The sequence below is a fragment of the Vibrio sp. 1-1(7) genome (genome assembly GCF_013048485.1).
In the GTDB taxonomy this organism is placed as follows: Bacteria; Pseudomonadota; Gammaproteobacteria; order Enterobacterales; family Vibrionaceae; genus Vibrio; species Vibrio fujianensis.
Genome location: NZ_VHSP01000001.1, coordinates 713,593 through 736,524, shown reverse-complemented (window position 1 = coordinate 736,524; position 22,932 = coordinate 713,593). Strand labels below are relative to the sequence as shown.

Below are 22,932 nucleotides of genomic sequence, written 5' to 3'. Positions count from 1 at the left end.
GATAATTAATCTCCATTTTTGGGGTTTTATGATCAAACGAACATTAATATTGGTGGCTACGATTATACGAACTCTCATTGGTTTATGGGCAGTTGCATCGGCTTTTTCAGTTTATGCCGATTCACTACCGGAGCGAATCGATCAGTTTGTTTCATCGTTTGATTATCAAAGCTCTGTAGTGAATTACGATATTCGTAGCATACAAAAAGAATATCCGACTCGTTTATTAATTCACGAAACCATGCTACCTCAGACTGCTGCATATCCGTTAAAGGATATCCAATTGCTGTATCGGTTAGCTGAAACGTGTTCTGGTAATTTACCTTTAAATCCTTTAATGACCGAGCCGTTGGTGTTTACTCGTGCACTCTGTAAAGGAACTCAGTTACCAACACGTTGGTTTGCTCGAAGTGCATTGATTCATCCTGGTGGTGGAAGTTATGCCGCTCGCTATGCAAACGCTTATCCAGATAGGTTTGCCGAACTTGAACCATTTATGCACATTCAAGAACGCCCCAAAGCGCCTGAAGATGATCTTCTTGGTCGTCTACAACAGATGGATGAGTACACCATGAGTGCATTGATTTCAGGTGCACTTATGTTTAGTGATGGTAAATTATTTTGGCTGAGAAAAGGGGATAAGTACTATCTGTTTGAAGAGGGGATCTGGCAGGAAAATGCCGCTAATGCGGGATTATCATTTAGCTTAGCGGGTCATGAGAGTACTTGTTTTGTACAACGTGGTAATTTGTGTTGGGATGTAAAAGATCATTCTGATCTACTACGAATAAGTATGGTGATATTGGTGATTGCCAATATCCTATTAGTGATCGGCTGGTTAATCTATCGCTGGAATTCTAAACGAAAAGAAATGAAAAGCCGCATGCTTATTTTACAGATTTTGACGCATGAGCTTAGAACCCCGATTGCAAGCTTATCATTAACGGTTGAAGGTTTTCGCCGTGAATTTGAACATTTACCCGAATCTGTATACGATGAGTTTCGTCGTCTCTGTGAAGACTCAAGGCGACTAAGGCAATTAGCTGAAGCAAGTAAAGATTATCTGCAATCGGATAATAAGCCACTGGCAACCGATTGGGTTCCCTCGGTTGCGGAATGGCTAGAATATAAGGTTGAAGAAGAATTTATAGAACCGATTGAGTTCATTATTAATCAAGATATTGCCGCAAAACTTAACGTTTATTGGCTTGGAACTTGTGTGGATAATTTAATTCGCAATGCGGTCAAATATGGCGTTGCCCCCGTGACGTTGGAAGTTGTTACACAACCGAATGTTGTGACGATCAAGGTGACAGACCAAGGGGCACTAACACATAAAGATTGGCGTCATTTACGCAAGCCATTTGTAAGCAAAAGTGGCTTAGGACTTGGCTTAACTATAGTAGAATCGATGGTTGGCAGAATGGGGGGAACAATGACCCTTATTGGACCACCAACCACTTTTATATTGGAGATACCCTGTGAAACAGACATTGCTTCTCGTTGAAGATGATAAAAACCTCGCTGACGGTCTATTAGTTAGCTTGGAGCAAGCAGGATATGACTGTTTACATGCAGAAACCATTGCCGCTGTACAACAATATTGGGAAAAAGCCGATTTAGTTATTTTGGACCGCCAATTACCCGATGGTGACTCAGTACAACATATGACGGAATGGAAAAAAATCAAGGATGTTCCCGTGATCTTGTTAACCGCACTGGTTACAGTCAAAGATAAAGTGACCGGGCTTGATGCAGGAGCAAATGACTATTTAACAAAACCTTTTGCAGAAGCAGAACTATTTGCCAGAATTAGAGCACAACTTCGTTCCCCCGATAGTGATGAACAAGATGATAGCAAAGTTATTACCCCGAACTTGGTGATTGACAAAGCGACAAGAGAGGTATTCTTTCATGATCGGTCTATTACCTTAACTCGAACCGAATTTGATCTATTGCTATTTTTAGCCAGTAATTTAGGTCGTGTTTTTACTCGTGATGAGTTGCTTGATCACGTATGGGGATATAACCATTTCCCAACAACCCGAACTGTCGATACACATGTTCTACAACTGCGCCAAAAGCTTCCCGGATTAGAAATTGAAACTTTGCGTGGTGTAGGATATAAAATGAAAGCTTAATTTCATGCCAAAAAAAGTATTGATTCTGGGCACGTTGCTAAGCGTGCCTTTTCAACTACATAGTAGCGATTGGTTTGAGACAAACACTCCTTTGACTCAAGCCCATCAAAACTTGTTAACCAATGATCTTGAAGGAATGTTTACTTCCTTAGTTGAAGTGTGGCAACTAAAACAGAACAAAAATATTCAATCCCACCTCAATGATTTATTCGTGCAATCACTTTCCATCGATTGTGGAAAAAGCTTAAATAATCAACCTTTTCCTGAATGGATAAAATCGATAACTATTACCAATATCGACATTCAAAGCCCGGGGAGAGATGCTTATCAAGTCTTAGTTGAAGCACAAACAAGTAAAGAACTCACCGACGTAAAATTAACAAAATGGGTCAAAAAACCACTCTCTTCCGATATTTTATTTAGTAGAAAAGGTGACGATGTCACTAATGGTTGGCGAACCTATCTTAAACGTTATAATTTGAATAACAAATTATCGATAGGCTTATATCGATTAGATATTACCGCGAGTGATCAAACCTCTTGGAGTTCCTGGATTATTTTAAGCGATTTTAAAGCCAAACAAACAGTGCATTGGTCATCAAAAGATCAGTGGATCGTAGATAAAAACGCACTACTGAATAGATACTGCCCATTACCCAAATTGGATGTTTCCGTTTTTGACTATGTAGATAACGAATACAAAGAAATATGGACAAAAAGTTATGAGTCTGACTATCCAACACAACTTGAATTGACCAATCTTGCCTCCGATCGCTATGTACTCGCCGTCTCGATGACCCATCAACGTTGGCAAGGTGCTATCACCATAGAACAAGCTCAAGTTATTAGTAAAACATACAACGTTTCACTAGAGGAATAACTCAAGTTAATAGACAATAAGCCGTTAATAGAAAAAAGAAACGAACGGTTTATCTGGTATGAAGTATAAAATTAACCTTTTAGCGTTATCGGTTACGCTAGCAGCGGGAAATACGTTCGCTGCAAACTATGCCGTTGAAGCCCGTGGCGATGCTATGGGTGGGGTTGGAGTCGTGGCAGCAAACTATCTAACTGCGCCATTTTATAATCCGGCCATTGTTGCGATTTATCGGCGTAGTGATGATGCTGGTATGATTTTACCGAGTATCGGCCTTACCTATAATGATCCCAATAAGCTCGTAAAAGGCATTGATAATATTGCTGATTTAATCAACAGCGGCGATCCATCAAAAGCCAGTGAGCTAGAAACCGCACTGAACGATATAGATGGTAGTGTCCTTAACGCGAATGTTGGGGGAGTCGTTGCTTTTGGCATACCGAATCGTTATATCTCTGCCAATATTTTTGGCAAAGCTTATGTTGAAGCCTTCGCCGCTCCCGCCATTTCCGATACATGTTCAGACCCAGGAAATACAGATCTTTGTACGCTGGAAAAAGCACAAAATAGTACCGTCAATGCTGTTTCAGTCGCGGTAACAGAGGTTGGAATATCATTAGCAAAATATCAAACTGTATTAGGGCAGCACATGTCGTTTGGCATCAGCCCAAAGTTACAACGTATCTATACCTACGTTTATCAAGCCAGTTTTACCAACTATGAGTTTAAAGACTTTTTAGATGAAGGGACCGGTGAAACCACCTTTAATATTGATGCGGGGGCATTATGGTTTCATGGCCCTTATCGATTAGGTGTTTCGGTCAATAATTTAGTCAGCCGAGATATACAGACCCGTAGTATTGGCAATACACAATATGAATATCAAATTCGTCCTCAAGTCACCTTTGGAGCAGGAATTGTTGCTGATTATTTTTCCCTCAGCGTCGATTATGATTTGAATACCGATAAGCGATATAAAAATTTTGCTGATGATACGCAAATGATTCGAGTCGGAACTGAGATCGATATTATGCGACAACTAAAACTAAGAGCAGGTTACAATAAAAACTTAGCTTATCGTCATTCAGAAGATACGGTGACCGCCGGAATAGGGCTTTCGCCACTCGGATTATTTCAACTAGACGTGGGTGCTAGCTATACGAACGAAAATGCAATGGGCGCTTATGTAAACTTCCTTGCGAGTTACTAAATGAAGCTCTATAGTTTGGCTCCTTTATAGGAGCCTTTTTTATGTTAGATGATTTCCCAACGTTAACCCATGCCGAGCAACAAACCGCCGTGGAACAAATTCAACACTTAATGGCACAAGGTATGAGTACGGCACAAGCCATTAAAGTCGTTGCCGAAGCTATACGAACGGAGCAAGCAACAACCTCTCAAAGCAAAGAATAAATTACAGTAAAGGTCGAAGAATAGGGCGCTAAAAGCGCTCTTTTTTTGTTTCAAATAAACACAAAAAACATAAAATGAATAAATTTCAATGCATTACATCAAAATAAAACACTGCCACCTTTCTCATTAGTTTAGTCAAAAAACATGCCTTGTAATTTTATTACAAAAACAAATAGCACCAATATCTTTACTAGTAGGATATGCTAAAAGGCAACAGTGTCACTTTCTTATTAAGGACAATATACCCAAACAACTAACTTGGAGTTGCAGGTAGGCGGCAAGTGAGTGAATCCCCATGAGCATAGACTGGCTATGTGATTGGGGTGAAAGAACGTAGCCAACACCCCTGCAGCTTCAAGTAGGAAGGGTATAACAACGATGTGGGATGGATCTTAGTTGCGGAGGCAAAAAGGTTTGATTGAGATAAATAAAAAGCTCACCAAGGAGGTGACAATGTCACGTTTGATGAGCTTTAAATGATAAGAGCCTAAAATATTAAAATAGGAGGCTAATCAGCAGTGTATATTATTGTGAGGCTTGTAAAGCTTGATCAAGATCTGAAAGTAAATCATCAATGTGTTCAATCCCAATAGAGAGCCGAACCATGTCAGCTGAAACACCGGCTGCTTTTAACTCTTCGTCATTCAGTTGACGGTGGGTTGTTGCTGCGGGAATAGCCGCACAACTTTTAGCATCACCAATATTAACCAAGCGAAGAATTAACTTTAGTGCATCATAAAATCGAGTGCCAGCATCACGCCCGCCGACAATACCAAAACTTAAAATACCCGATGCTTGTCCTTGCATATATTTTTCAGCTAAGTGATGATCTTTATGAGTCGGTAATCCAGCATAGTTCACCCAACTCACTTGAGGATGCTGAGTAAGCCACTGAGCAATGGCTAAACTATTTTGGTTAATGCGTTCGATGCGTAGTGCGAGTGTTTCTAATCCTTGCAAAAGATTCCAAGCGGATTGAGCGCTTAATGCAGCTCCCATATTACGTAAGGGGACAACTCGTGCGCGTGCAATAAAGGCTGCCGCCCCGATATCCTGAGTATAATTAACGCCGTGATAAGAGACATCAGGCTGATTAAGTAATGGAAATCGTTCGGCATGATCGGCCCATGGAAAGTTTCCAGAATCGACAATGACTCCACCGATTGTTGTGCCATGCCCACCAATATATTTAGTGGCAGAATGCACAACAATATCGGCACCATGTTCAAAAGGACGCCATAGAAATGGCGTCGCAACAGTATTATCAACAATCAAAGGAACGCCATGTTGATGAGCAATATCAGCTAGAACTTGGATATCGACCAAACTACCAGAAGGGTTACCGATACTTTCACAAAAAATTGCGCGTGTATTTTGATCGATAAGTTGCTCAATTTGATTGAAGTTATCTTTATCTACAAAACGAACCTCAATACCTTGTCTTGGTAGCGTATGAGCAAATAAATTATAAGTTCCACCATAAAGTTCACTTAATGAGATGATATTATCGCCAGTTTCAGCGATGGTTTGAATGGCGTAAGTAATTGCGGCCATTCCGGAAGCAACGGCTAAGCCGCCAACACCACCTTCAAGGGCTGTAATCCGCTGTTCAAGCACATCACAGGTAGGGTTCATAATTCGAGAATAAATATTACCTTGAACTTTTAAATCAAACAAATCAGCGGCATGCTGAGCATTGTCAAAGCTAAATGAGGTTGTTTGATGGACAGGAATAGCGACAGCATGTTGGCTATCGGGTTGATAACCATAGTGCAAGGCAAGAGTTTCACGTTTCATTACATATCCTTATTGATTAACGTTTGCCCATAAAAACATGAGGTAATTCGCATGTCAATCTTATTGAGCCTTGTTATACTTAAGTGCGCATTAGGTATATTATGTTAAATATGATAACGTGGTTATAATCAATAAATGACTATTCCTTTCAGGCTTAGATGACTTCTATTCACTCGCGCTATTTTCCATTAAACATAACCTATTTACCATAAAGTATATAATTAGCTTTATTGTGTCATGGCTGACCAATAAAGCTAATTATGCGATACAGAGCAAAGATTAATTTCTTTGTAAATAAAGCTGAGTAAGACGTTGCAGTTCTTGGCTACGTATCGGTTTTAAAATGACATCATTCATGCCTGCCTCTAGAAATACTTTATGATCACTTTGCATCGCATGAGCGGTGAGCGCAATGATAGGCGTTTGAATGTGATTGGCTCGTAACTGCTGGGTTGCTTGAATACCATCCATAATCGGCATAGAAATATCCATAAAAATTAGGTCAAAAGAGTCGTTGCTCTTTACCAGTTCAATCGCTTGATAACCATGCTCTGCAATTGTTACATTGTAACCCATCTGAGATAGGATTAACTGAATGACCACTTGGTTTGTTTTTGTATCTTCAACTACCAAGATATTTTGGCTACTTACATTTTGTGCGGGTTTGCGCAACGTCATATTAGTCGTTGAAGAAACAGTGGCTTTTTGATTTAAACGAGACTCAACAGGTAACTTAATGGTGAACTGACTGCCCTCACCAAGTTGGCTTTGAACGGTGATTTCCCCTCCCATTAACTTCACCAGATGTTTTGTGATTGCTAACCCTAAGCCAGTACCACCATAGTTACGAGTAATTGAGCTATCAGCTTGGATAAAAGGTGAAAATAAATGTTCAATTCGTTGCTGTTCTATGCCAATGCCGCTATCTCTAACTTCAATAACCAACTGATCTCGTGCGGTTATCAATGAAACATCGACACTGCCAATGTGAGTAAACTTTATAGCATTACCAATAATGTTGAACAGAATTTGCATCAATCTAACTGGGTCAACCCAGTATTCATAGTGATCACAGATGGATGTTCGGACATTAAAACGGATCCCTTTCGTTTCTGCGGCTTTATGATGATACCCAAGCGCATGCATTAAACGTTTATGGAGCTGAACCCAGTGACAATGTAACTTAAAATACCCTGATTCAATACGGCTTAAATCTAAAATATCATTGATAATGACCAGTAAAAGCTCAGCTGAGCCTTCCATTTGTTCAAGCAGATTTTGTTGATAACGATTGGAGTCTTTACGTAAAATTTCAATCAATCCTAATACAGCGTTGAGCGGCGTTCTCAGCTCATGACTCATCATGGCTAAAAACTGAGATTTGGATTGATTCGCTTGCTCTGCTTGTTGTTGTGCTATTGTTAATTCGCGCGTTTTCAATTCAACGAGACGCTGTAACTCTTCTTTATGTTCAATATCATTGATCGCTCGTTCGAGTAATGGACGAAAACGTTGCAATGTTGCTTTCGTTTCTAGACTAAACTGCCCTTTTCTACTGCCTAACAATAATAAAATAGAGTCGCTTGTTTCGGTTCGAATACCCGTAAAAAGCGCCGATTTTATCTGGTTTTTAAGAAAGGGATTCAGATTATCAAACTCTTCTAGCTTGATAGGCTCGAAAAGAATAATGCACTCACCTTCTAATACACGTCGAAATTTATCACCATTTAACCAAGACTTATCTTTAAACGCTTGATTAGAGGCAAGAAAAGTAGCAAACGTAGTTTTATCTTTAAGTTTAGAGATAACAACAAAGTCATCAAATTTAATGTATCGATGTAGTACATTCTTTAATTCATCAAATATCTGATGCTTATTATCGGCATGACTTAAGGTAGAAATCGCGGTTAATATAACTCGGTTCTCTTCAGCGAGTTTGAGCTCGCGCTCTTTACTCCGCTCAAGCTCAAGTAACATCTCATTAAACTGTTCAATTTTGTCTTGTTCCATCATTAATTGTTATTCTGATTCATAAAAAATAACCGAAGCTATCATAAGGTTACCGTGCGCATTTTCACCACCAGTAAACCGTCCTTGTTCTCCAAACGTAAAGGGGCAGATAAAAGGATGTCCACGCATCTGTTTGGATAATTGCTGGTAAACGGTTGAAATTTCACTCCCTAATCGTAACATTGAACCTGCACAGTAAATGATGATCGCCCCAAGCATAAGCGATTCATGATAATTTTGAGTATTAACCTCTTTAATTACTTTGGACGCTCGATTAATTAATTGCTCTTTCGAGCCGGTCATCAGGGTGATCCGCTCACCTTCTTTAATGGTGGAAAATTGTTCTAATGCTCCATTTTTTGTCATTCGAATTGGGTGAGATAATTTATAGTAGGGCTGTTGGTGTACATAACCGGCAACTCGTCCTAACGGGAAGCGAGTGACATGTTGAAAAAGATAATCATCGTTGATTTGCATCCCAGAATGATCACTGACCCATTCCGTATAAATATCAGCCGCTCTTTCTCCATCAATCTGTTCAATTAGTCGTCCAGCCGATTTTGTGACTCTTCCTTCAAATTCGGTCGGTGAATAACCCGCGCTTAGTCCAGTGAGTAATGGCTGCGAAGGGAAAAACAGTTGAATAGCAATGCCGTTTTGGCTCCAGCCATCTTGAGTGATGATAGACCACTTCTCTTGAATATCATTATCAGCTGAACTTCCTCCAATCATAGGAACTTGAGTACCAAATGTTTCATCAATGGCATCAATTAAAAGTTCCTCATTACCGGGGGTTGAATGTAAAACAACTAAGCTTGGAACTTCACCCACTCGGTCGGCTGACACTAATGCTTGCTGAAGGGCGATTTGGGTATTTTTTTTATAGTCACAGCCGAGTGTAAAATTGATAAGCCCAGTGCCATAGGCACTATAAAACGAGTCATAAATCGCCATTAACGCAATCACGGGACCCGCATGGTAACCTTGATCGGTCATGACCCCACAGCAGGAAGAACAGCCAATGAAAGGCGTTGAAGGAAAGGCTTGGGTGAGCGCATGTTGAATTTCATGACCAGCATATTCTTCTGAATAATAACAAATAAGACTCGCGATCCCCTCTTTTTCGAGCTCTTCTTGCAGTTGGTCTATCGCTTTTTGGGGCGTTAATATATGAGTGTAAGCGGTAATTAATCGCATCTGTATATATACTTAAAAAGTTCTTTGCTTGTTATACATGATCTGAAAGGTAGAGTATAATTTTTATCCTGATTTGCTTGATAAAAGACGAATTTTGATACCCAACTCAACAATGTATATTTCTGATGTCGCTTCACTGACCAACCATCTATTCCTCTCTTGTTTAATCACATTTTCTTTGGGCGTGATCGTCCACGGTTCCTCAATAGGATAATAAAGGCTGTACCCAACTTCATCGTTTTCTTTTCTTGTTATCGTAAGCACTTTTTCATTCACAATTAACGAACATTTAGGTTGAATGACACAGTCAAGAGTGACAACGTCATCATGCGTTATGGTGCGCCATATAAACGCAACCAGTAAAATAGTTAAAGTGATGGTAATTTGAACAAGTCTGTGTTTTGTAAGTCTTTCTGATGGCATTGATTTGTGTTCCCTATGTAACAAACTTCAAACTTTTTAAATAAAAAAGCAAGCCCAGAACAATACTAAGGTTACATCCCTGTCATTAAATTGTTAAATGCAGTATAGTTGCGTTTGGAAAATGCCACTTTTTTATAAAGTCAGCAACAACTCTCAAGCATTTGATAACCATTATTTTTATGGTGGCGATTGCTTGTTGTTGTCAACTTGGTGGCATTACGACATGAGTCGTGTTGAAAGTAAAGTGTAGTTAATTAGACATTGGAAGCATGCAAATGAGCCAAGAACAGCAGCTTAGACAAAACTACAACTACACAGTCGTTCGTCAATTTACCCTTGTGACTATTTTATGGGGTATTGTCGGTATGGCTGTGGGCGTTTTGATAGCCGCTCAATTAGTATGGCCACAGCTCAACTTTGATACGCCGTGGTTGACGTATAGTCGTTTACGTCCTCTGCATACAAATGCGGTAATTTTCGCGTTTGGTACTAGTGCCCTATTCGCAACCTCTTATTATGTTGTACAGCGCACCTGTCAAACTCGTCTTTTTGGTGGCCGACTTGCGGCCTTTACCTTTTGGGGATGGCAGGCGGTCATTGTTGCCGCTGCTATATCTTTGCCCTTAGGTTACACCACCAGTAAAGAGTACGCTGAGTTAGAGTGGCCGATCGATATCTTAATCGCTATCGTTTGGGTTGCTTATGCTGTGGTCTTTTTTGGGACGATAGTCAAACGTAAAACCTCACATATTTATGTCGCGAACTGGTTTTTTGGTGCTTTCATTATCACTGTGGCTGTTCTACACATAGTCAATAGCATGGCGATTCCTGTCTCAATGATGAAATCATACAGTATTTATTCAGGTGCTGTTGATGCCATGGTGCAATGGTGGTATGGCCATAATGCGGTTGGTTTTTTATTGACGGCTGGTTTTTTAGGCATGATGTATTATTTTGTTCCCAAGCAAGCTGAACGTCCAGTTTACTCATATCGGCTCTCTATCGTTCACTTTTGGGCTTTGATTTCTTTATATATCTGGGCTGGCCCGCACCACCTTCATTATACCGCACTCCCCGATTGGACACAGTCTCTCGGTATGGTGATGTCATTGGTTCTTTTTGCACCATCTTGGGGAGGTATGATCAATGGTATTATGACGCTGTCGGGTGCATGGCATAAATTACGCGATGATCCCATTTTACGTTTTTTGATCGTTTCGCTTTCCTTCTATGGTATGTCAACTTTTGAAGGGCCGATGATGTCGATTAAAACCGTCAATGCCCTCTCTCATTATACTGATTGGACGGTAGGCCATGTGCATTCTGGAGCTTTAGGTTGGGTCGCTATGGTATCTATCGGATCCGTTTACCACCTTATCCCGCGCTTATTTGGACAAGAACGTATGTATTCTGTTGGTTTAATCACCATGCACTTCTGGCTCGCAACGATTGGTACAGTGTTATACATCGTCGCAATGTGGATCTCAGGCGTAATGCAAGGACTAATGTGGCGTGCAGTGAACTCTGATGGCACACTCACTTATAGTTTTGTTGAGTCTGTTCAAGCCTCTTATCCTTTTTATACCGTTCGTTTTATTGGTGGCTTTATTTTCTTATCAGGTATGTTTGTCATGGCTTATAACACCTATAAAACCATTTCAGCCCCGAAAGATAGCTTAAAAGCTATTCCTCAGCCGGTATAAGGAGATTGAGAGCATGAGTCATAACGCTAAAAACCGCCATGAAATAGTAGAACGTAATGTAGGTTTACTGGCTATTTTGATCGTCTTTGCTATTAGTCTGGGAGCTTTAGTCGAAATTACGCCCTTGATCTTTCAGCAACAAACCAATGAACCGGTCGATAATTTACGTCCTTACACTGCCTTAGAGTTGGAGGGCCGTGATATCTACATCCGTGAAGGATGTCATGTGTGTCATAGCCAGATGATCCGTCCCTTCCGCTCTGAAACTGAACGTTACGGGCACTATTCCGTCGCCGGTGAAAGCGTCTGGGAACATCCTTTCTTATGGGGGTCAAAACGTACTGGGCCAGATCTTGCTCGAGTGGGTGCACGCTATTCTGACGAGTGGCACCGTGTTCATTTAATTGACCCTCGTGAGTTGGTTCCTGAATCTAATATGCCTGGTTTCCCATGGTTAGCAAAAAATGCAGTCAGTGATAAGCATACTCAACAGAAAATGGCCTTATTCCGTGATCGCTTTGGTGTGCCTTATACCGATGAACAAATTGCCAATGCACCAAAAGAATTAGAAGGTAAAACAGAGATGGATGCCATCATTGCTTATCTTCAGTCGCTTGGTCATGCAATGAAATAGAGGAAGTATTTATGGATATCGGTACGATTCACAGTATTTGGACCATTGTCCTGTTTGTCTGCTTTATTGGTGTTGTATGGTGGGCTTACGGGAAGAAACGTAAAGCACGTTTTGATGAAGCAGCTAATCTCATCTTCGACGAAGAGCCATCTTCATCGAAAAAACAAGGAGAGACCAAGCAATGACGACATTTTGGAGTCTTTGGATTATCGTCATCACAGTCGGAACACTACTGGGCTGTGCGGCTCTACTCATTTGGTGTTTGAAAGACAAAATGGGGGTAGAAGAAGGCAAAGACATGGGCCATGACTATGATGGCATCCGAGAAATCAATAATCCGCTGCCTAAGTGGTGGACATATTTGTTTATTGGAACATTTGTTTTTGCCGCGATTTATCTCGCTCTTTATCCTGGTTTGGGTAACTTTAAAGGGTTACTTGGCTGGCAGAGTTCAGATCAAACGGTGCGTTCACTAGCGGCATCTGAATCCTCTATCGAAGCCGCTCAACAAAATAAGCGTTTGGTTCAATACGCAAAAGAATTAGATGACGCACAAACTTACTTTGGTGAACAATTCAGAAAACTTGCCTACCAAAACGGCGGGGATGAACTACGCTCATTACCAGAGATTGCCGCCGATTCAGACGCTTTAAATGTTGGTCAACGTCTGTTTTTGCAAAACTGTTCTCAATGCCATGGTTCTGATGCTCGCGGACAAAAAGGGTTTCCTAATCTCACCGATAAAGCATGGCTTTATGGTGGAGAACCAGAGGCGATTATTACCACGATTCGCCACGGTCGCATCGGTGAAATGCCTGGATGGAAAGACTCTCTTGGTGAACAAGGTGTTAAAGAAGTCGTCAGCTATACCTTGAGTCTCTCAGGCCGTTCTGTTAATGCCCGTGAAGCAGCAGCCGGAAAAAATCGTTTTGTCGTTTGCGCTGCCTGTCATGGTACTGATGGTAAAGGAAACCCTGCGGTTGGTGCTCCAGATCTAACCGACCAATATTGGCTTTTTGGCGGTTCCCGTGCCGATGTCACAGAAACCGTTATGTATGGTCGTTCCGGTGTGATGCCTGCATGGTTGGACATATTGGGTGAAGATAAAGTTCAGCTTGTTGCCGCTTATGTCTGGAGTTTGAGTAATTCAGATACAATGAAATAGCGTTTCAAATCAGCCCCTAAAAGGGGCTGGTTCTCTATCAGTTTTATGTTCTATCTTTTGTTGTAGAGAATATTCTTATGGAACAACCTTGGTATAAACAATTCTGGCCCTGGTTCTTAATTATATTACCTTCGATGGTGGTCATTGGAACCTTAATTGTTGTCTTTATCTTTCATCAAAACTCAGTTTCTATGGTCACGGAGGATTATTATAAAAAAGGGAAAGGAATCAATATTGACTTATCAAAAATTAATCAGGCAAAACGCCATCACCTCAAAGCGGCGATTCTTTCAGAAGGTAACGATGTCGTTATTCAGCTCGATAAAGGTTCTTTGCCGCATTACCCTGCACTCAATATTATGTTTGCTCATCGAACGTTGCCGGATCGTGACTTTACTCAACTCGTGACTGCCGACTTTCAAGGTCATTATCGAATAAAATTGGATGAAGCGCTCAACGGTCCATGGTTTTTAGAATTATCGCCGCATAACGATCAATGGTTGATTCAAGGAAAGGTCAACTTTCCCTCGGTCGCAGCCACTCAATTGCTGAATTAGGCTTATGAAAAAAACGTGTTATCACTGTGGCGAAGATGTCCCAGCCGATACCCAATTGACGGTGATGATCTTAGGCGAACAACGAGAGATGTGCTGCCCTGGCTGTCAAACGATAGCTCAGACGATAGTAGACAGTGGCCTTGTTTCCTACTATCAATACCGACAAAAAACGGCCGAAAAAATTGACCTTGTTCCTGATGCGCTTAAAAACTTAACTCACTATGATGATGACACGATTCAAGAGGAATTTGTTTTTAAGCATGATGAGTATAATGAGGTCACGTTAGGCCTCGAAGGTGTTTCCTGTGCCGCCTGTGCTTGGTTAATTGAAAAACACATGCTAAAACAAGCAGGAATAGCAGAAGTCAGTGTCAATACCCTAACTCATCGAGCTCGACTCGTCTGGGACCCCACGAAAATAAAACTAAGTGCCATTATCACCCAACTACAAAGGTTAGGTTACAAAGCCTCCCCTTTTGAACAAGACGATCAAGAACAAGCATACCACCGAGCTTCAAAGCAATACCTTTATCGTATCGGTGTTGCCGGTATCGCATCGATGCAGGTTATGATGGTTGCTGTTGCACTCTATTTAGAAGTTTTTTCCGATCTCGATGACGCTTTTAAACATTATTTTCGGATCGTTAGCTTTTTCTTTGCCACTCCTGTCATGCTTTATTCAGCGTGGCCATTTTATGAAAATGCATGGCGAAGCATCAAAGCTCGCGCACCAAGTATGGATATCCCGGTTTCTATCGCAATGATCATGGCATATGTTGCAAGTGTTGTTGCGACAGTCAACCGTTCAGGCGAGGTGTTTTATGAAGCGGTAACCATGTTTGCTTTCTTCTTATTACTTGGCCGATATTTTGAGATGAAAGCTCGACGAGAAGCCTCTGCTCATAGTGCAAATTTGCTCAAATTGGTGCCAACGTTTGCTACCTTATCTGATGGATCACAAGTCCCTGTAAGGCAATTGAATGTAGGCGATACATTACGAGTGTTACCAGGAGAAAATATTCCTTCTGATGGAAAAATTCTTTCAGGGCAAGTGTATGTGGATGAGTCCATGTTAACAGGGGAGTCCGTTCCTGTCGTGAAAATAATGGGTGATGATGTTTTTGCTGGCACTTTAAATGGTGATGAATCTTTTGAAATGCAGGTAACTAAAAATAAAGCAGAGTCAATGATTTCTCATATAGTTCGCATGCAAGATAACGCCCAGATAAGTAAACCAAGAATTGCAGAAATTGCCGATATTGTTTCACGTTATTTTGTCATAGCGACATTAGTTATTGGCGCAGGGACTTGGCTATTTTGGCACTTTTATCATCCAGAAGACGCATTTTGGATCATGCTTTCGGTTTTAGTGGCAACCTGCCCATGCGCCCTCGCATTAGCCACTCCGACCGCAATTACCTGTGCGACCTCTCGTTTAAGCCACTTTGGCATTTTACTCCGTAAAGGGCATGTTTTTGAAACTCTTTGTCAAGTGAATCACTTGATTATGGATAAAACGGGAACACTGACTGAAGGTCGCATCGAGATTTATCAAACAAAAGTACATGATGCACATTTTTCCCTCCAGCAATGTCAAGCCATTGCCGCCAGTTTAGAGCGACATGCTAATCATCCTTTAGCGAAAGCTTTTACTTCTTTTGCGGATGAGAGTTATCAAGTTGAACAGGTAAAAAACGTAATAGGAAGTGGTCTACAGGGCATTTATCAAGGACAAACTCTCCGATTAGGCTCGGCGTTTTTTACTTTAGGTCAATCCGATCTCGATGCGCAAGAACTCGATTGTATTTATCTCAGTAGTAATACACGGTTGATCGCTTCATTTTATTACCGCGATCCGATTCGTCGTGAGAGCTTGGCGATGGTCACTGAGTTCAAAAATGCGGGGATTCGTTTAACTCTATTATCCGGAGATAATCAATTGAACGTACAACGAGTCGCGGACAAAATGGGCATTGAACATGTGGTTGCGAATGTGACTCCAGAACAAAAATTAAACTATCTACACTCTCTACCGGATGATACCATCACCTTAATGATTGGTGACGGTATTAATGATGCTCCTGTCCTAGCCGGCGCGCATCTTTCTGTTGCCATGGGAGGAGGAACCGATGTCGCTAAAGCTTCATCTGATATGGTTTTATTGAATGACAAACTCAGTAATGTGCTTAAAGCTCGAAAACTTGCGTTTAACACTCGGAAAATCATTAAAGAGAATTTATGGCTATCTTTGTTCTATAACCTACTGATTCTACCTTTAGCCATAATGGGTTATGTCCCGCCTTATATTGCCTCTTTAGGAATGTCGCTCAGCTCGGTTGTCGTGATTGCAAATTCAATGAGGTTATTGAAGTTCCATGGATAGTTTTTTTCTATTAGTGCCCGCTGCCATTTTATTTACCGCCCTCGCCTGTGCGATTTTTATCTGGGCGGTAAAACATGATCAATTTGAAGATTTAGAGCGGCAAGGTCATAACATTTTGTTTGATGATGAAGAGCCAAAACAAGAAGAAACCGATGCTTGCAAATCACAATACCGCCTAGAACCACAAGAAAAAGAGGACAAATAAGCCATGGTCACGCCAGATTTTATTGGAGCGTTTGTGATTGGTCTGCTCGGAGCTGGGCACTGTATGGCGATGTGTGGCGGGTTAAGTTCATTATTAACCATCGGATCCCCCTCTGCTCATCCTATGTCTCATACTCTCCTTCTTTACAATGCAGGGCGTATCATTAGCTATATGGTTTTTGGCGCTTTGATTGGTGGATTCACCGCCTCAATCTCTCAACTCGCTAGCTTAAATCAATCTCTCATTTGGTTACGTTTATTGGCCGCCATGTTTATGGTCATACTGGGTCTTTATATTGGTCGCTGGTGGTTTGGGCTATTAAAGTTAGAAGCGGTTGGGCAAAAACTGTGGTATTACCTTTCACCATTAGGACGCCACTTTTTACCCTTAACATCCCGTTGGCAAGCGATCCCATTTGGCTTTATTTGGGGCTGGTTACCGTGTGGATTAGTTTATTCCATACTGACTTGGGCTGCCGTTTCAGGCAGTGCCATTTCGGGCGCTTTAATTATGGGCGCATTTGGCATGGGGACACTACCAGCGATGTTAGCTATAGGCGCGAGTGCGACTAAATTAAAACATATTCAACAGTCTAAATATTTTCGTCAACTAGCCGCTCTTTCAATTATTGCCTATGGCTTTTATACCGCTTATGGCGCTGTTGAAATATTGCTCGCCCTATCTTAAGAAGAAAGTGAGTGAGACTTTTAGACTATCCTTTCATGTTAATGAATGGTAGAATCTTGATGTATATCAATTTAGTGAAAGGTTGTTATGATTTCTGATAAGCCTGCTGCAAAGCGCATTCAATCTGGTGGTTGTGCAATTCACTGCCAAGACTGCAGTATTAGTCAGCTTTGTATTCCATTTACATTAAACGAGTCAGAGTTAGATCAGCTTGATCAAATTATTGAGCGTAAAAAGCCAATTCAAAAGGGTCAAGAATTGTTTAAGGCAGGCGATGAACTTCGTTCTCTTTATGCGATACGCTCAGGAACCATTAAAAGCTATACCATTACCGAACAAGGCGATGAGCAGATCACTGCCTTTCACCTTGCTGGTGATCTGGTCGGCTTTGATGCCATTACCGAGGATTGTCATCCCAGTTTTGCGCAAGCATTAGAAACGTCCATGGTGTGTGAAATTCCCTATGAAATTCTTGATGACTTGTCAGGGAAAATGCCTAAGCTACGTCAACAAATTATGCGTTTGATGAGTAATGAGATTAAAGGCGATCAGGAAATGATTCTCTTGCTGTCTAAAAAGAATGCAGAAGAACGTTTAGCCGCGTTTTTATATAATTTATCGACGCGTTTTTCTCAACGTGGCTTCAGCCCGCGAGAGTTTCGCTTAACGATGACCCGCGGAGATATTGGTAACTACTTAGGCTTAACGGTCGAAACCATTAGCCGCCTACTGGGTCGATTTCAAAAATCTGAAATTTTAAGCGTAAAAGGCAAATATATCACCATCTTAGATCATGATGCATTAATGCAATTGGCTGGTGTGTCAAAAGAATCTAAATAAGTTCAATGAGGTAGCTCTTTAATGAGCTACCTCATACTTTTCCGAAAAATCTTCTCATATTCGCTAAAACTCTGACGCTAACTGCGCTAAAGTAACTCTAAGGTTGGTGGGTCCTAAACCTCCTACACAAACAAGGAGTCTGTTATGAGCATCTACAACAAGATATTAGTGGTTGCAGATATTAATCACGATGAACAACCAGCACTTGCCCGAGCGGTTCAGTTAGCCGCAAAAAGTCGTTCCCCGAGCCAAATTACTTTCTTTATGTCGATTTATGACTTTTCTTATGATATGACCTCTATGCTTTCGATGGATGAAAGAGATGCCATGCGACGAGGTGTCATTCATCAACGAGAAAAGTGGATGAAAAAAGTCGCTGAAGATTATATTGATTCTTCCATTAACTTTAGCGTCAAAGTGGTCTGGCATAATCGTCCTTATGAAGCGATCATCGCAGAGGTTTTTTCTGGTGAACACGATATTCTGATTAAGGGGACGCGCAAGCATGATATTCTTGAGTCGGTTATTTTCACCCCCACCGATTGGCATCTATTGCGCAAGTGCCCAACCCCGGTTTTATTGGTTAAAAATGCTGACTGGCCTGAAAATGCGAATATTATCGCTTCAGTTCATGTAGGGTCTGAAGTTGAAGCACATCTTGAATTGAATGATATTATGGTTGAACAGTTACTCTGTTTAACTTCTCGATTGGATGCAATGCCTTACTTGGTGAATGCTTATCCGGTTACACCAGCTAATATTACAATTGAGCTGCCAGAATTTGACCCAACGACTTACACCGATGCAGTTCGTGGTCATCATCTCACGGCAATGAAAGCATTACGCCAAAAACATGGCTTGAATGAAGAACAAACGGTGGTTCAACAAGGTTTACCTGAAGATGTGATTCCAGCCGCAGCTGAAAAACTCAATGCAGCCATGGTTATTTTAGGAACAACTGGACGAACTGGCCTGTCTGCGGTTTTTATTGGTAATACAGCAGAACAAGTGATCGATAAAATCAATTGTGATGTTTTAGCGCTAAAACCTAAAGGTTACATCAGCCCGCTTGATCCAAAAGTTGCGAATTAATCCTCACTTAATGTTTGCTGATCAAAAACGCCCAGCGATTGCTTTTGGGCGTTTTTATTTAATCGTAAAAGGTCAACAAACCCTAGCATCTCGATCATATATCCGTATCATACGCACTTCACTTTGTTTTGAAGATAAAGACCGCAAGCTAATGACAGAGCAGACCCAAGCACTAACCAAAGCCCAACAATACAATTTTAATAAATTACAAAAACGTATTCGCCGTAATACCGGCCAAGCCATTGCAGACTTTAATATGATCGAAGATGGCGATCGTATCATGGTATGTTTGTCGGGGGGTAAAGATAGCTTTACCATGCTAGATATTTTGATGAGTTTGCAAAAAAGTGCCCCCGTTTCTTTTTCATTAATCGCTGTGAACCTAGATCAAAAACAACCCGGTTTCCCTGAGCACATTCTTCCTGAATACCTTGCAAGTTTGGGTGTGGAATACAAAATTATTGAAGAAGATACCTATTCAATTGTACAAGAGAAGATCCCTGAAGGTAAAACCACTTGCTCGCTCTGCTCACGTTTGCGCCGTGGTATTTTATACCGCACAGCCAAAGCATTAGGTGCCACGAAAATTGCACTAGGACATCACCGTGATGATATCCTTGAAACGTTATTTTTAAATATGTTTTATGGGGGCAAAATGAAAGGAATGCCGCCGAAATTGGTTTCTGACAATGGTGAGCATGTGGTTATTCGCCCCCTCGCTTATTGTCGAGAAAAAGACATCATTAAATATGCCGATCTGCGCGGCTACCCGATTATTCCTTGTAATTTATGTGGTTCTCAGCCAAATTTACAACGACAAAACATTAAACAAATGCTAAACGGGTGGGATAAACAATTTCCGGGGCGGATTGAAACCATGTTTAGAGCCATGCAAAATGTGGTTCCGAGCCATTTAGCTGACTTTGAACTTTTTGATTTTAAATCAATAAACCGTGATTCTGGTGTCATTAATGGTGGCGATATTGGTTTTGATAAAGAACCGCTTCCACAGCTAAAACCAGATGATGAAGATATGGTAACAGAGTTTGATCCAAGCTTAATGCTTGATATTACTAACGTATAAAGAAGCACTATCGACTTCGATGCACGTCTTATGATGCGCATCGAAGTATTGAGTAATCACCTCGAACTAGCTTCTGGCAAGAAAGGCAATACTCGCCGAGTTGCCTTAGGTAATCGCATCCAACCCTGCTCACCGATCTGTTCAAGCGAAACTTGAACCTTACCATCAATAATCGGCAGCCATTCTCCACTACTCAACTCTATGTGTCCCTGCATTTCAGGGTCAAATTCTAATGTGACACCAGTAACTTGCGGTGTAAACCAACCCGCAAACATGCCCCCCAACTCTTGTAATAAACTTTGCATTTGTGGCAACAGATGGTTGATTTGCTGATAAGAGACCAGCCCTTCTAGTGGTTGTTTGCTCAATACCACCACAGAAAAATCACAACGCATATCGTTTGGTGTATCCACAAAAACCAGTGGGTTGGCTTGCCGTAAATGGTTATCGAGAGGAAGTAATAACTCATAAGATTTATTGGAAGACAATAACTCATAATGAGCTTCTTTTTCCATCCATGCTTTTTCAATCGGGCAAAGCTGTTTATTTTCGGCATTCACAAAAAAAATACCGACTTTCACATCCGAATACTGTTCTTTTGTGTTGTGTTTTAACTGAGAAAACAACTTTGAATAAGTAAACATGTATTCTTGTGCTTGAGCAGGAAGCGAAGCTCCCAATGATAGGCAAGTTAGTAGAAGTGTCGTCGGTAGTCTCATGTTTATTCACTCTGCCAATAAGGTTGGTTATGACGCATCATCGTTTGTAAATCGTGCACATAATCTTCACCACGTTCCGAGTATTTCAGTAAGCCATTGCTCAATGCCATAGCACTTTCGAGACTAAAAAGGTCTGCATCACGCTGACGTAACTGGAAGCGGATTTCTCTGAGATCGTGATAGGCTGGATTGCGATTGACGTTCATAAAATAACGATGGATAGATTCTTGTACTGAACTAAATTTTGCTACCTCATGAGTCATCCCCTCCTGACGAGCCAAAGGAACCAGGCCACAACCTTGTACGTAACACCATTGGCCAAAATAATTATTCGCTTCCCTAGCAAAGCGTGAAGTTCCCCAAGCTGACTCATTGGCGGCTTGAGTTAGTACCAGCGCTTCAGGTAGAACATCAACTCGATGCCACATTGCATCAAACCATGCCTCTGTCTGAGTGTCTTGCCACTCAATGCCATATCGCTGACCTAATTGAATGGCTAGCGCTCGATGCTGGGCTGACATTTTACCTTTACTTACAACGTGCTGTAACTGAGTAATCTGGCTCCTCTCTTGCAAAATCCGAGCATTTTCAAAAGCAACCCCAGGTTTTAAGTAAGAGAAAAAGGCATGTTTTTTTTCTCGTACATCGTTGATAGACCGAAAATCGGGAGCGTCAGATACCGCTTGCCCTTGGAGTACCGCCTCGGGCTCATCAGCCATTTTTTGATAAACATAAAGACCACCGCAGATTGTCAATACGATACCAATAAACATCAAAGTAAATTTACGCATTAAACACCTGTGAGTCTGAGTTATCATTATCGTGATCGTTTGGTTTTTTGGTGGCGATAATTTTCAACCGAATACCAAACATATTTCGATAAATAATGCCTTTAACATGAAAAAAGAAAGGCAACACAAAAATAAGTCCAATACCGTAAAATAATACCGCAGCGACAAACATCAGCATAAATAACGCATAAATGGCCACCAACGGAATAAGTTTTCTATTGACTGCACGCAATGAAATCCAGAGCGATTGAACAGGCGGTACACGTTTTTCACAAATAAGAAGAATGGCACCACTAAATGCTAATGAAAAATACATCGATAAAAGCGGAAAAATCATTCCGGCGATACCTTGTAACAATAAGCTCAATAAAGTAGCTACAATCACTGGAATCGTAAATTGTAACCCTTTCGTAATATGGCTCGTTTTAGTTTTTAACCCAGCGGCGTGGCTCATGGCCATTAAACTCACACCAGCATAAATCGGCGCGCTGACCACTTCATAACTGAAATTAGCGATCAATATTCCCTGTACTATTTCTTGTGAAAACCCCTCGGCCTGCTCTAATGCGGTCAGAATGAGCGATGGATCACCGATCATCAGTTTCAAGGCGATAAAGAAAATAGCCACCTGAGCTATAATCATGATCCCAACCGCCGGAGAAAAGGATAAGAAATGCTTTAGGGTACAATCCCACGCTTCTTTTAATATTTCTCCAACTTTGAGTTGATATTGCCCCGAAAGGGCCTGCTCAACCGTTCCGCCTAAGTTGAATTCTTTTTCTAAATTATTACTCATAGTTTGCCCTAGATTGGCTGTTTAAAAAGCGAACACACCAAAATGAAAAATATTCGATCATTATACTGAAATACGGCGCAGTCTAAAATCTCATTACCAAACTCGACTTGCTTTCTGCTTTACATGGTCAATAATTAACCGCTTGAAAGCGTTGAAACTTAGTAAAATAGCTCGGTTAAAGATCACCATCATTTGCCCATAAAAATTTTTCTGTTTCAAGAGGTGAAAATACTTTGATTTCAGCGTTTATGGTAATTATGATGCGCCCTTTAAGAACATAACCAAGTTACTTAATGATGGCTCGATTTCATGGTCTTGATGGTCATCAATCTGTTGGTTGTATCACATAAAATTACTTTATGTCACACTCCGGTACACTGCTTACTCACTTTCTACTGTGAATAGATCAATGATGCAT

General features: G+C 41.0%; 23 protein-coding genes. 16 read left to right on the top strand and 7 right to left on the bottom strand.

Translation table 11 applies throughout. The features are described from left to right. Positions 1 to 28: 28 nt before the first annotated feature. The 5 genes from vxrA to FKN05_RS03480 are packed head-to-tail and all read left to right on the top strand — an operon-like array spanning position 29 to position 4,431. The gene (gene vxrA / locus FKN05_RS03500) at positions 29 to 1,507 is read left to right on the top strand and encodes a sensor histidine kinase VxrA (protein WP_099612408.1); all 1,479 of its coding nucleotides are present in this window, start codon (positions 29 to 31) and stop codon (positions 1,505 to 1,507) included. Continuing rightward, entirely contained in the window at positions 1,482 to 2,141 is a 660-nt protein-coding gene (gene vxrB, locus FKN05_RS03495; protein WP_099612409.1) for a response regulator transcription factor VxrB, read from the top strand. Before vxrA ends, vxrB begins: the two co-directional genes overlap by 26 nt. 4 nt (positions 2,142 to 2,145) lie before the next feature. Continuing rightward, positions 2,146 to 3,021: a DUF2861 family protein gene (locus FKN05_RS03490; RefSeq protein ID WP_099612410.1), complete on the top strand. Its 876-nt coding sequence runs from the start codon at positions 2,146 to 2,148 to the stop codon at positions 3,019 to 3,021. A 58-nt stretch (positions 3,022 to 3,079) separates the two neighbouring features. Next, positions 3,080 to 4,228 (top strand): conjugal transfer protein TraF, encoded by a 1,149-nt coding sequence (traF, locus tag FKN05_RS03485; protein ID WP_099612411.1) that lies wholly within the window; start codon positions 3,080 to 3,082, stop codon positions 4,226 to 4,228. A 41-nt stretch (positions 4,229 to 4,269) separates the two neighbouring features. Next, a complete protein-coding gene (locus FKN05_RS03480) occupies positions 4,270 to 4,431 on the top strand; it encodes a YoaH family protein (RefSeq protein WP_099612412.1) in 162 nt (53 codons plus the stop codon). A 525-nt stretch (positions 4,432 to 4,956) separates the two neighbouring features. Here FKN05_RS03480 and FKN05_RS03475 read toward each other — a convergent pair. The 4 genes from FKN05_RS03475 to FKN05_RS03460 all read right to left on the bottom strand — a co-directional run bounded on the left by FKN05_RS03475 (position 4,957) and on the right by FKN05_RS03460 (position 9,858). Beyond that, a complete protein-coding gene (locus FKN05_RS03475; protein WP_099612413.1) occupies positions 4,957 to 6,228 on the bottom strand; it encodes an O-acetylhomoserine aminocarboxypropyltransferase/cysteine synthase family protein in 1,272 nt (423 codons plus the stop codon). 279 nt (positions 6,229 to 6,507) lie between these two features. Beyond that, entirely contained in the window at positions 6,508 to 8,238 is a 1,731-nt protein-coding gene (locus FKN05_RS03470; protein WP_170887233.1) for an ATP-binding protein, read from the bottom strand. A 9-nt stretch (positions 8,239 to 8,247) separates the two neighbouring features. Next, positions 8,248 to 9,435: an FIST signal transduction protein gene (locus FKN05_RS03465; RefSeq protein WP_099612415.1), complete on the bottom strand. Its 1,188-nt coding sequence runs from the start codon at positions 9,433 to 9,435 to the stop codon at positions 8,248 to 8,250. A 63-nt stretch (positions 9,436 to 9,498) separates the two neighbouring features. Then, positions 9,499 to 9,858: a hypothetical protein gene (locus FKN05_RS03460; RefSeq protein WP_099612416.1), complete on the bottom strand. Its 360-nt coding sequence runs from the start codon at positions 9,856 to 9,858 to the stop codon at positions 9,499 to 9,501. A gap of 275 nt (positions 9,859 to 10,133) precedes the next feature. On the opposite strand from FKN05_RS03460, the gene ccoN reads away from it, so the two are divergent. The 11 genes from ccoN (at position 10,134) to ttcA (ending at position 20,208) form a co-directional block, all read left to right on the top strand. Then, complete coding sequence (gene ccoN, locus FKN05_RS03455; protein ID WP_161427106.1) at positions 10,134 to 11,561, top strand: cytochrome-c oxidase, cbb3-type subunit I; 1,428 nt, start codon at positions 10,134 to 10,136, stop codon at positions 11,559 to 11,561. Between the two features lie 13 nt (positions 11,562 to 11,574). Beyond that, complete coding sequence (gene ccoO, locus FKN05_RS03450; protein WP_161427107.1) at positions 11,575 to 12,195, top strand: cytochrome-c oxidase, cbb3-type subunit II; 621 nt, start codon at positions 11,575 to 11,577, stop codon at positions 12,193 to 12,195. Between the two features lie 11 nt (positions 12,196 to 12,206). Continuing rightward, positions 12,207 to 12,380, top strand: a complete 174-nt coding sequence (locus FKN05_RS03445) for a cbb3-type cytochrome oxidase subunit 3 (protein ID WP_099612419.1) — start codon at positions 12,207 to 12,209, stop codon at positions 12,378 to 12,380. Then, on the top strand, positions 12,377 to 13,360 hold the full coding sequence (gene ccoP, locus FKN05_RS03440) for a cytochrome-c oxidase, cbb3-type subunit III (protein ID WP_099612420.1): 984 nt from the start codon (positions 12,377 to 12,379) through the stop codon (positions 13,358 to 13,360). Before FKN05_RS03445 ends, ccoP begins: the two co-directional genes overlap by 4 nt. A 77-nt stretch (positions 13,361 to 13,437) precedes the next feature. Beyond that, positions 13,438 to 13,917 carry a FixH family protein gene (locus tag FKN05_RS03435; RefSeq protein WP_170886905.1) on the top strand — a complete coding sequence of 160 codons (480 nt, stop codon included), beginning with the start codon at positions 13,438 to 13,440 and terminating at the stop codon, positions 13,915 to 13,917. Positions 13,918 to 13,921: 4 nt separating this feature from the next. Beyond that, a complete protein-coding gene (locus FKN05_RS03430; RefSeq protein ID WP_170886904.1) occupies positions 13,922 to 16,300 on the top strand; it encodes a heavy metal translocating P-type ATPase in 2,379 nt (792 codons plus the stop codon). Next, on the top strand, positions 16,293 to 16,505 hold the full coding sequence (gene ccoS / locus FKN05_RS03425; RefSeq protein ID WP_099612422.1) for a cbb3-type cytochrome oxidase assembly protein CcoS: 213 nt from the start codon (positions 16,293 to 16,295) through the stop codon (positions 16,503 to 16,505). Before FKN05_RS03430 ends, ccoS begins: the two co-directional genes overlap by 8 nt. A gap of 3 nt (positions 16,506 to 16,508) precedes the next feature. Next, positions 16,509 to 17,192, top strand: a complete 684-nt coding sequence (locus FKN05_RS03420) for a sulfite exporter TauE/SafE family protein (RefSeq protein ID WP_099612423.1) — start codon at positions 16,509 to 16,511, stop codon at positions 17,190 to 17,192. An 87-nt stretch (positions 17,193 to 17,279) separates the two neighbouring features. Next, positions 17,280 to 18,032: a fumarate/nitrate reduction transcriptional regulator Fnr gene (gene fnr / locus FKN05_RS03415; RefSeq protein ID WP_099612424.1), complete on the top strand. Its 753-nt coding sequence runs from the start codon at positions 17,280 to 17,282 to the stop codon at positions 18,030 to 18,032. 144 nt (positions 18,033 to 18,176) lie between these two features. Continuing rightward, on the top strand, positions 18,177 to 19,124 hold the full coding sequence (gene uspE / locus FKN05_RS03410) for a universal stress protein UspE (protein ID WP_099612425.1): 948 nt from the start codon (positions 18,177 to 18,179) through the stop codon (positions 19,122 to 19,124). A gap of 151 nt (positions 19,125 to 19,275) precedes the next feature. Then, a complete protein-coding gene (ttcA, locus tag FKN05_RS03405) occupies positions 19,276 to 20,208 on the top strand; it encodes a tRNA 2-thiocytidine(32) synthetase TtcA (protein ID WP_161427110.1) in 933 nt (310 codons plus the stop codon). A gap of 56 nt (positions 20,209 to 20,264) precedes the next feature. Here ttcA and FKN05_RS03400 read toward each other — a convergent pair whose 3' ends face one another. The 3 genes from FKN05_RS03400 to FKN05_RS03390 form a co-directional block, all read right to left on the bottom strand. After that, positions 20,265 to 20,927, bottom strand: a complete 663-nt coding sequence (locus FKN05_RS03400; RefSeq protein WP_170886903.1) for a DUF2987 domain-containing protein — start codon at positions 20,925 to 20,927, stop codon at positions 20,265 to 20,267. A 2-nt stretch (positions 20,928 to 20,929) separates the two neighbouring features. Further along, the gene (locus FKN05_RS03395) at positions 20,930 to 21,646 is read right to left on the bottom strand and encodes a glucosaminidase domain-containing protein (protein ID WP_524540893.1); all 717 of its coding nucleotides are present in this window, start codon (positions 21,644 to 21,646) and stop codon (positions 20,930 to 20,932) included. A gap of 64 nt (positions 21,647 to 21,710) precedes the next feature. Continuing rightward, on the bottom strand, positions 21,711 to 22,514 hold the full coding sequence (locus FKN05_RS03390) for a DUF2189 domain-containing protein (protein WP_170886901.1): 804 nt from the start codon (positions 22,512 to 22,514) through the stop codon (positions 21,711 to 21,713). Positions 22,515 to 22,932 lie beyond the last annotated feature (418 nt).

Bases quoted from the DNA above. Each gene is read 5' to 3' on its own strand.
- vxrA (WP_099612408.1), top strand. From the start codon at position 29: ATGATCAAACGAACATTAATATTGGTGGCTACGATTATACGAACTCTC.
- FKN05_RS03490 (WP_099612410.1), top strand. From the start codon at position 2,146: ATGCCAAAAAAAGTATTGATTCTGGGCACGTTGCTAAGCGTGCCTTTT.
- traF (WP_099612411.1), top strand. From the start codon at position 3,080: ATGAAGTATAAAATTAACCTTTTAGCGTTATCGGTTACGCTAGCAGCG.
- FKN05_RS03480 (WP_099612412.1), top strand. From the start codon at position 4,270: ATGTTAGATGATTTCCCAACGTTAACCCATGCCGAGCAACAAACCGCC.
- FKN05_RS03475 (WP_099612413.1), bottom strand. From the start codon at position 6,228: ATGAAACGTGAAACTCTTGCCTTGCACTATGGTTATCAACCCGATAGC.
- FKN05_RS03470 (WP_170887233.1), bottom strand. From the start codon at position 8,238: ATGGAACAAGACAAAATTGAACAGTTTAATGAGATGTTACTTGAGCTT.
- FKN05_RS03465 (WP_099612415.1), bottom strand. From the start codon at position 9,435: ATGCGATTAATTACCGCTTACACTCATATATTAACGCCCCAAAAAGCG.
- FKN05_RS03460 (WP_099612416.1), bottom strand. From the start codon at position 9,858: ATGCCATCAGAAAGACTTACAAAACACAGACTTGTTCAAATTACCATC.
- ccoN (WP_161427106.1), top strand. From the start codon at position 10,134: ATGAGCCAAGAACAGCAGCTTAGACAAAACTACAACTACACAGTCGTT.
- ccoO (WP_161427107.1), top strand. From the start codon at position 11,575: ATGAGTCATAACGCTAAAAACCGCCATGAAATAGTAGAACGTAATGTA.
- FKN05_RS03445 (WP_099612419.1), top strand. From the start codon at position 12,207: ATGGATATCGGTACGATTCACAGTATTTGGACCATTGTCCTGTTTGTC.
- ccoP (WP_099612420.1), top strand. From the start codon at position 12,377: ATGACGACATTTTGGAGTCTTTGGATTATCGTCATCACAGTCGGAACA.
- FKN05_RS03435 (WP_170886905.1), top strand. From the start codon at position 13,438: ATGGAACAACCTTGGTATAAACAATTCTGGCCCTGGTTCTTAATTATA.
- FKN05_RS03430 (WP_170886904.1), top strand. From the start codon at position 13,922: ATGAAAAAAACGTGTTATCACTGTGGCGAAGATGTCCCAGCCGATACC.
- ccoS (WP_099612422.1), top strand. From the start codon at position 16,293: ATGGATAGTTTTTTTCTATTAGTGCCCGCTGCCATTTTATTTACCGCC.
- FKN05_RS03420 (WP_099612423.1), top strand. From the start codon at position 16,509: ATGGTCACGCCAGATTTTATTGGAGCGTTTGTGATTGGTCTGCTCGGA.
- fnr (WP_099612424.1), top strand. From the start codon at position 17,280: ATGATTTCTGATAAGCCTGCTGCAAAGCGCATTCAATCTGGTGGTTGT.
- uspE (WP_099612425.1), top strand. From the start codon at position 18,177: ATGAGCATCTACAACAAGATATTAGTGGTTGCAGATATTAATCACGAT.
- ttcA (WP_161427110.1), top strand. From the start codon at position 19,276: ATGACAGAGCAGACCCAAGCACTAACCAAAGCCCAACAATACAATTTT.
- FKN05_RS03400 (WP_170886903.1), bottom strand. From the start codon at position 20,927: ATGAGACTACCGACGACACTTCTACTAACTTGCCTATCATTGGGAGCT.
- FKN05_RS03395 (WP_524540893.1), bottom strand. From the start codon at position 21,646: ATGGCTGATGAGCCCGAGGCGGTACTCCAAGGGCAAGCGGTATCTGAC.
- FKN05_RS03390 (WP_170886901.1), bottom strand. From the start codon at position 22,514: ATGAGTAATAATTTAGAAAAAGAATTCAACTTAGGCGGAACGGTTGAG.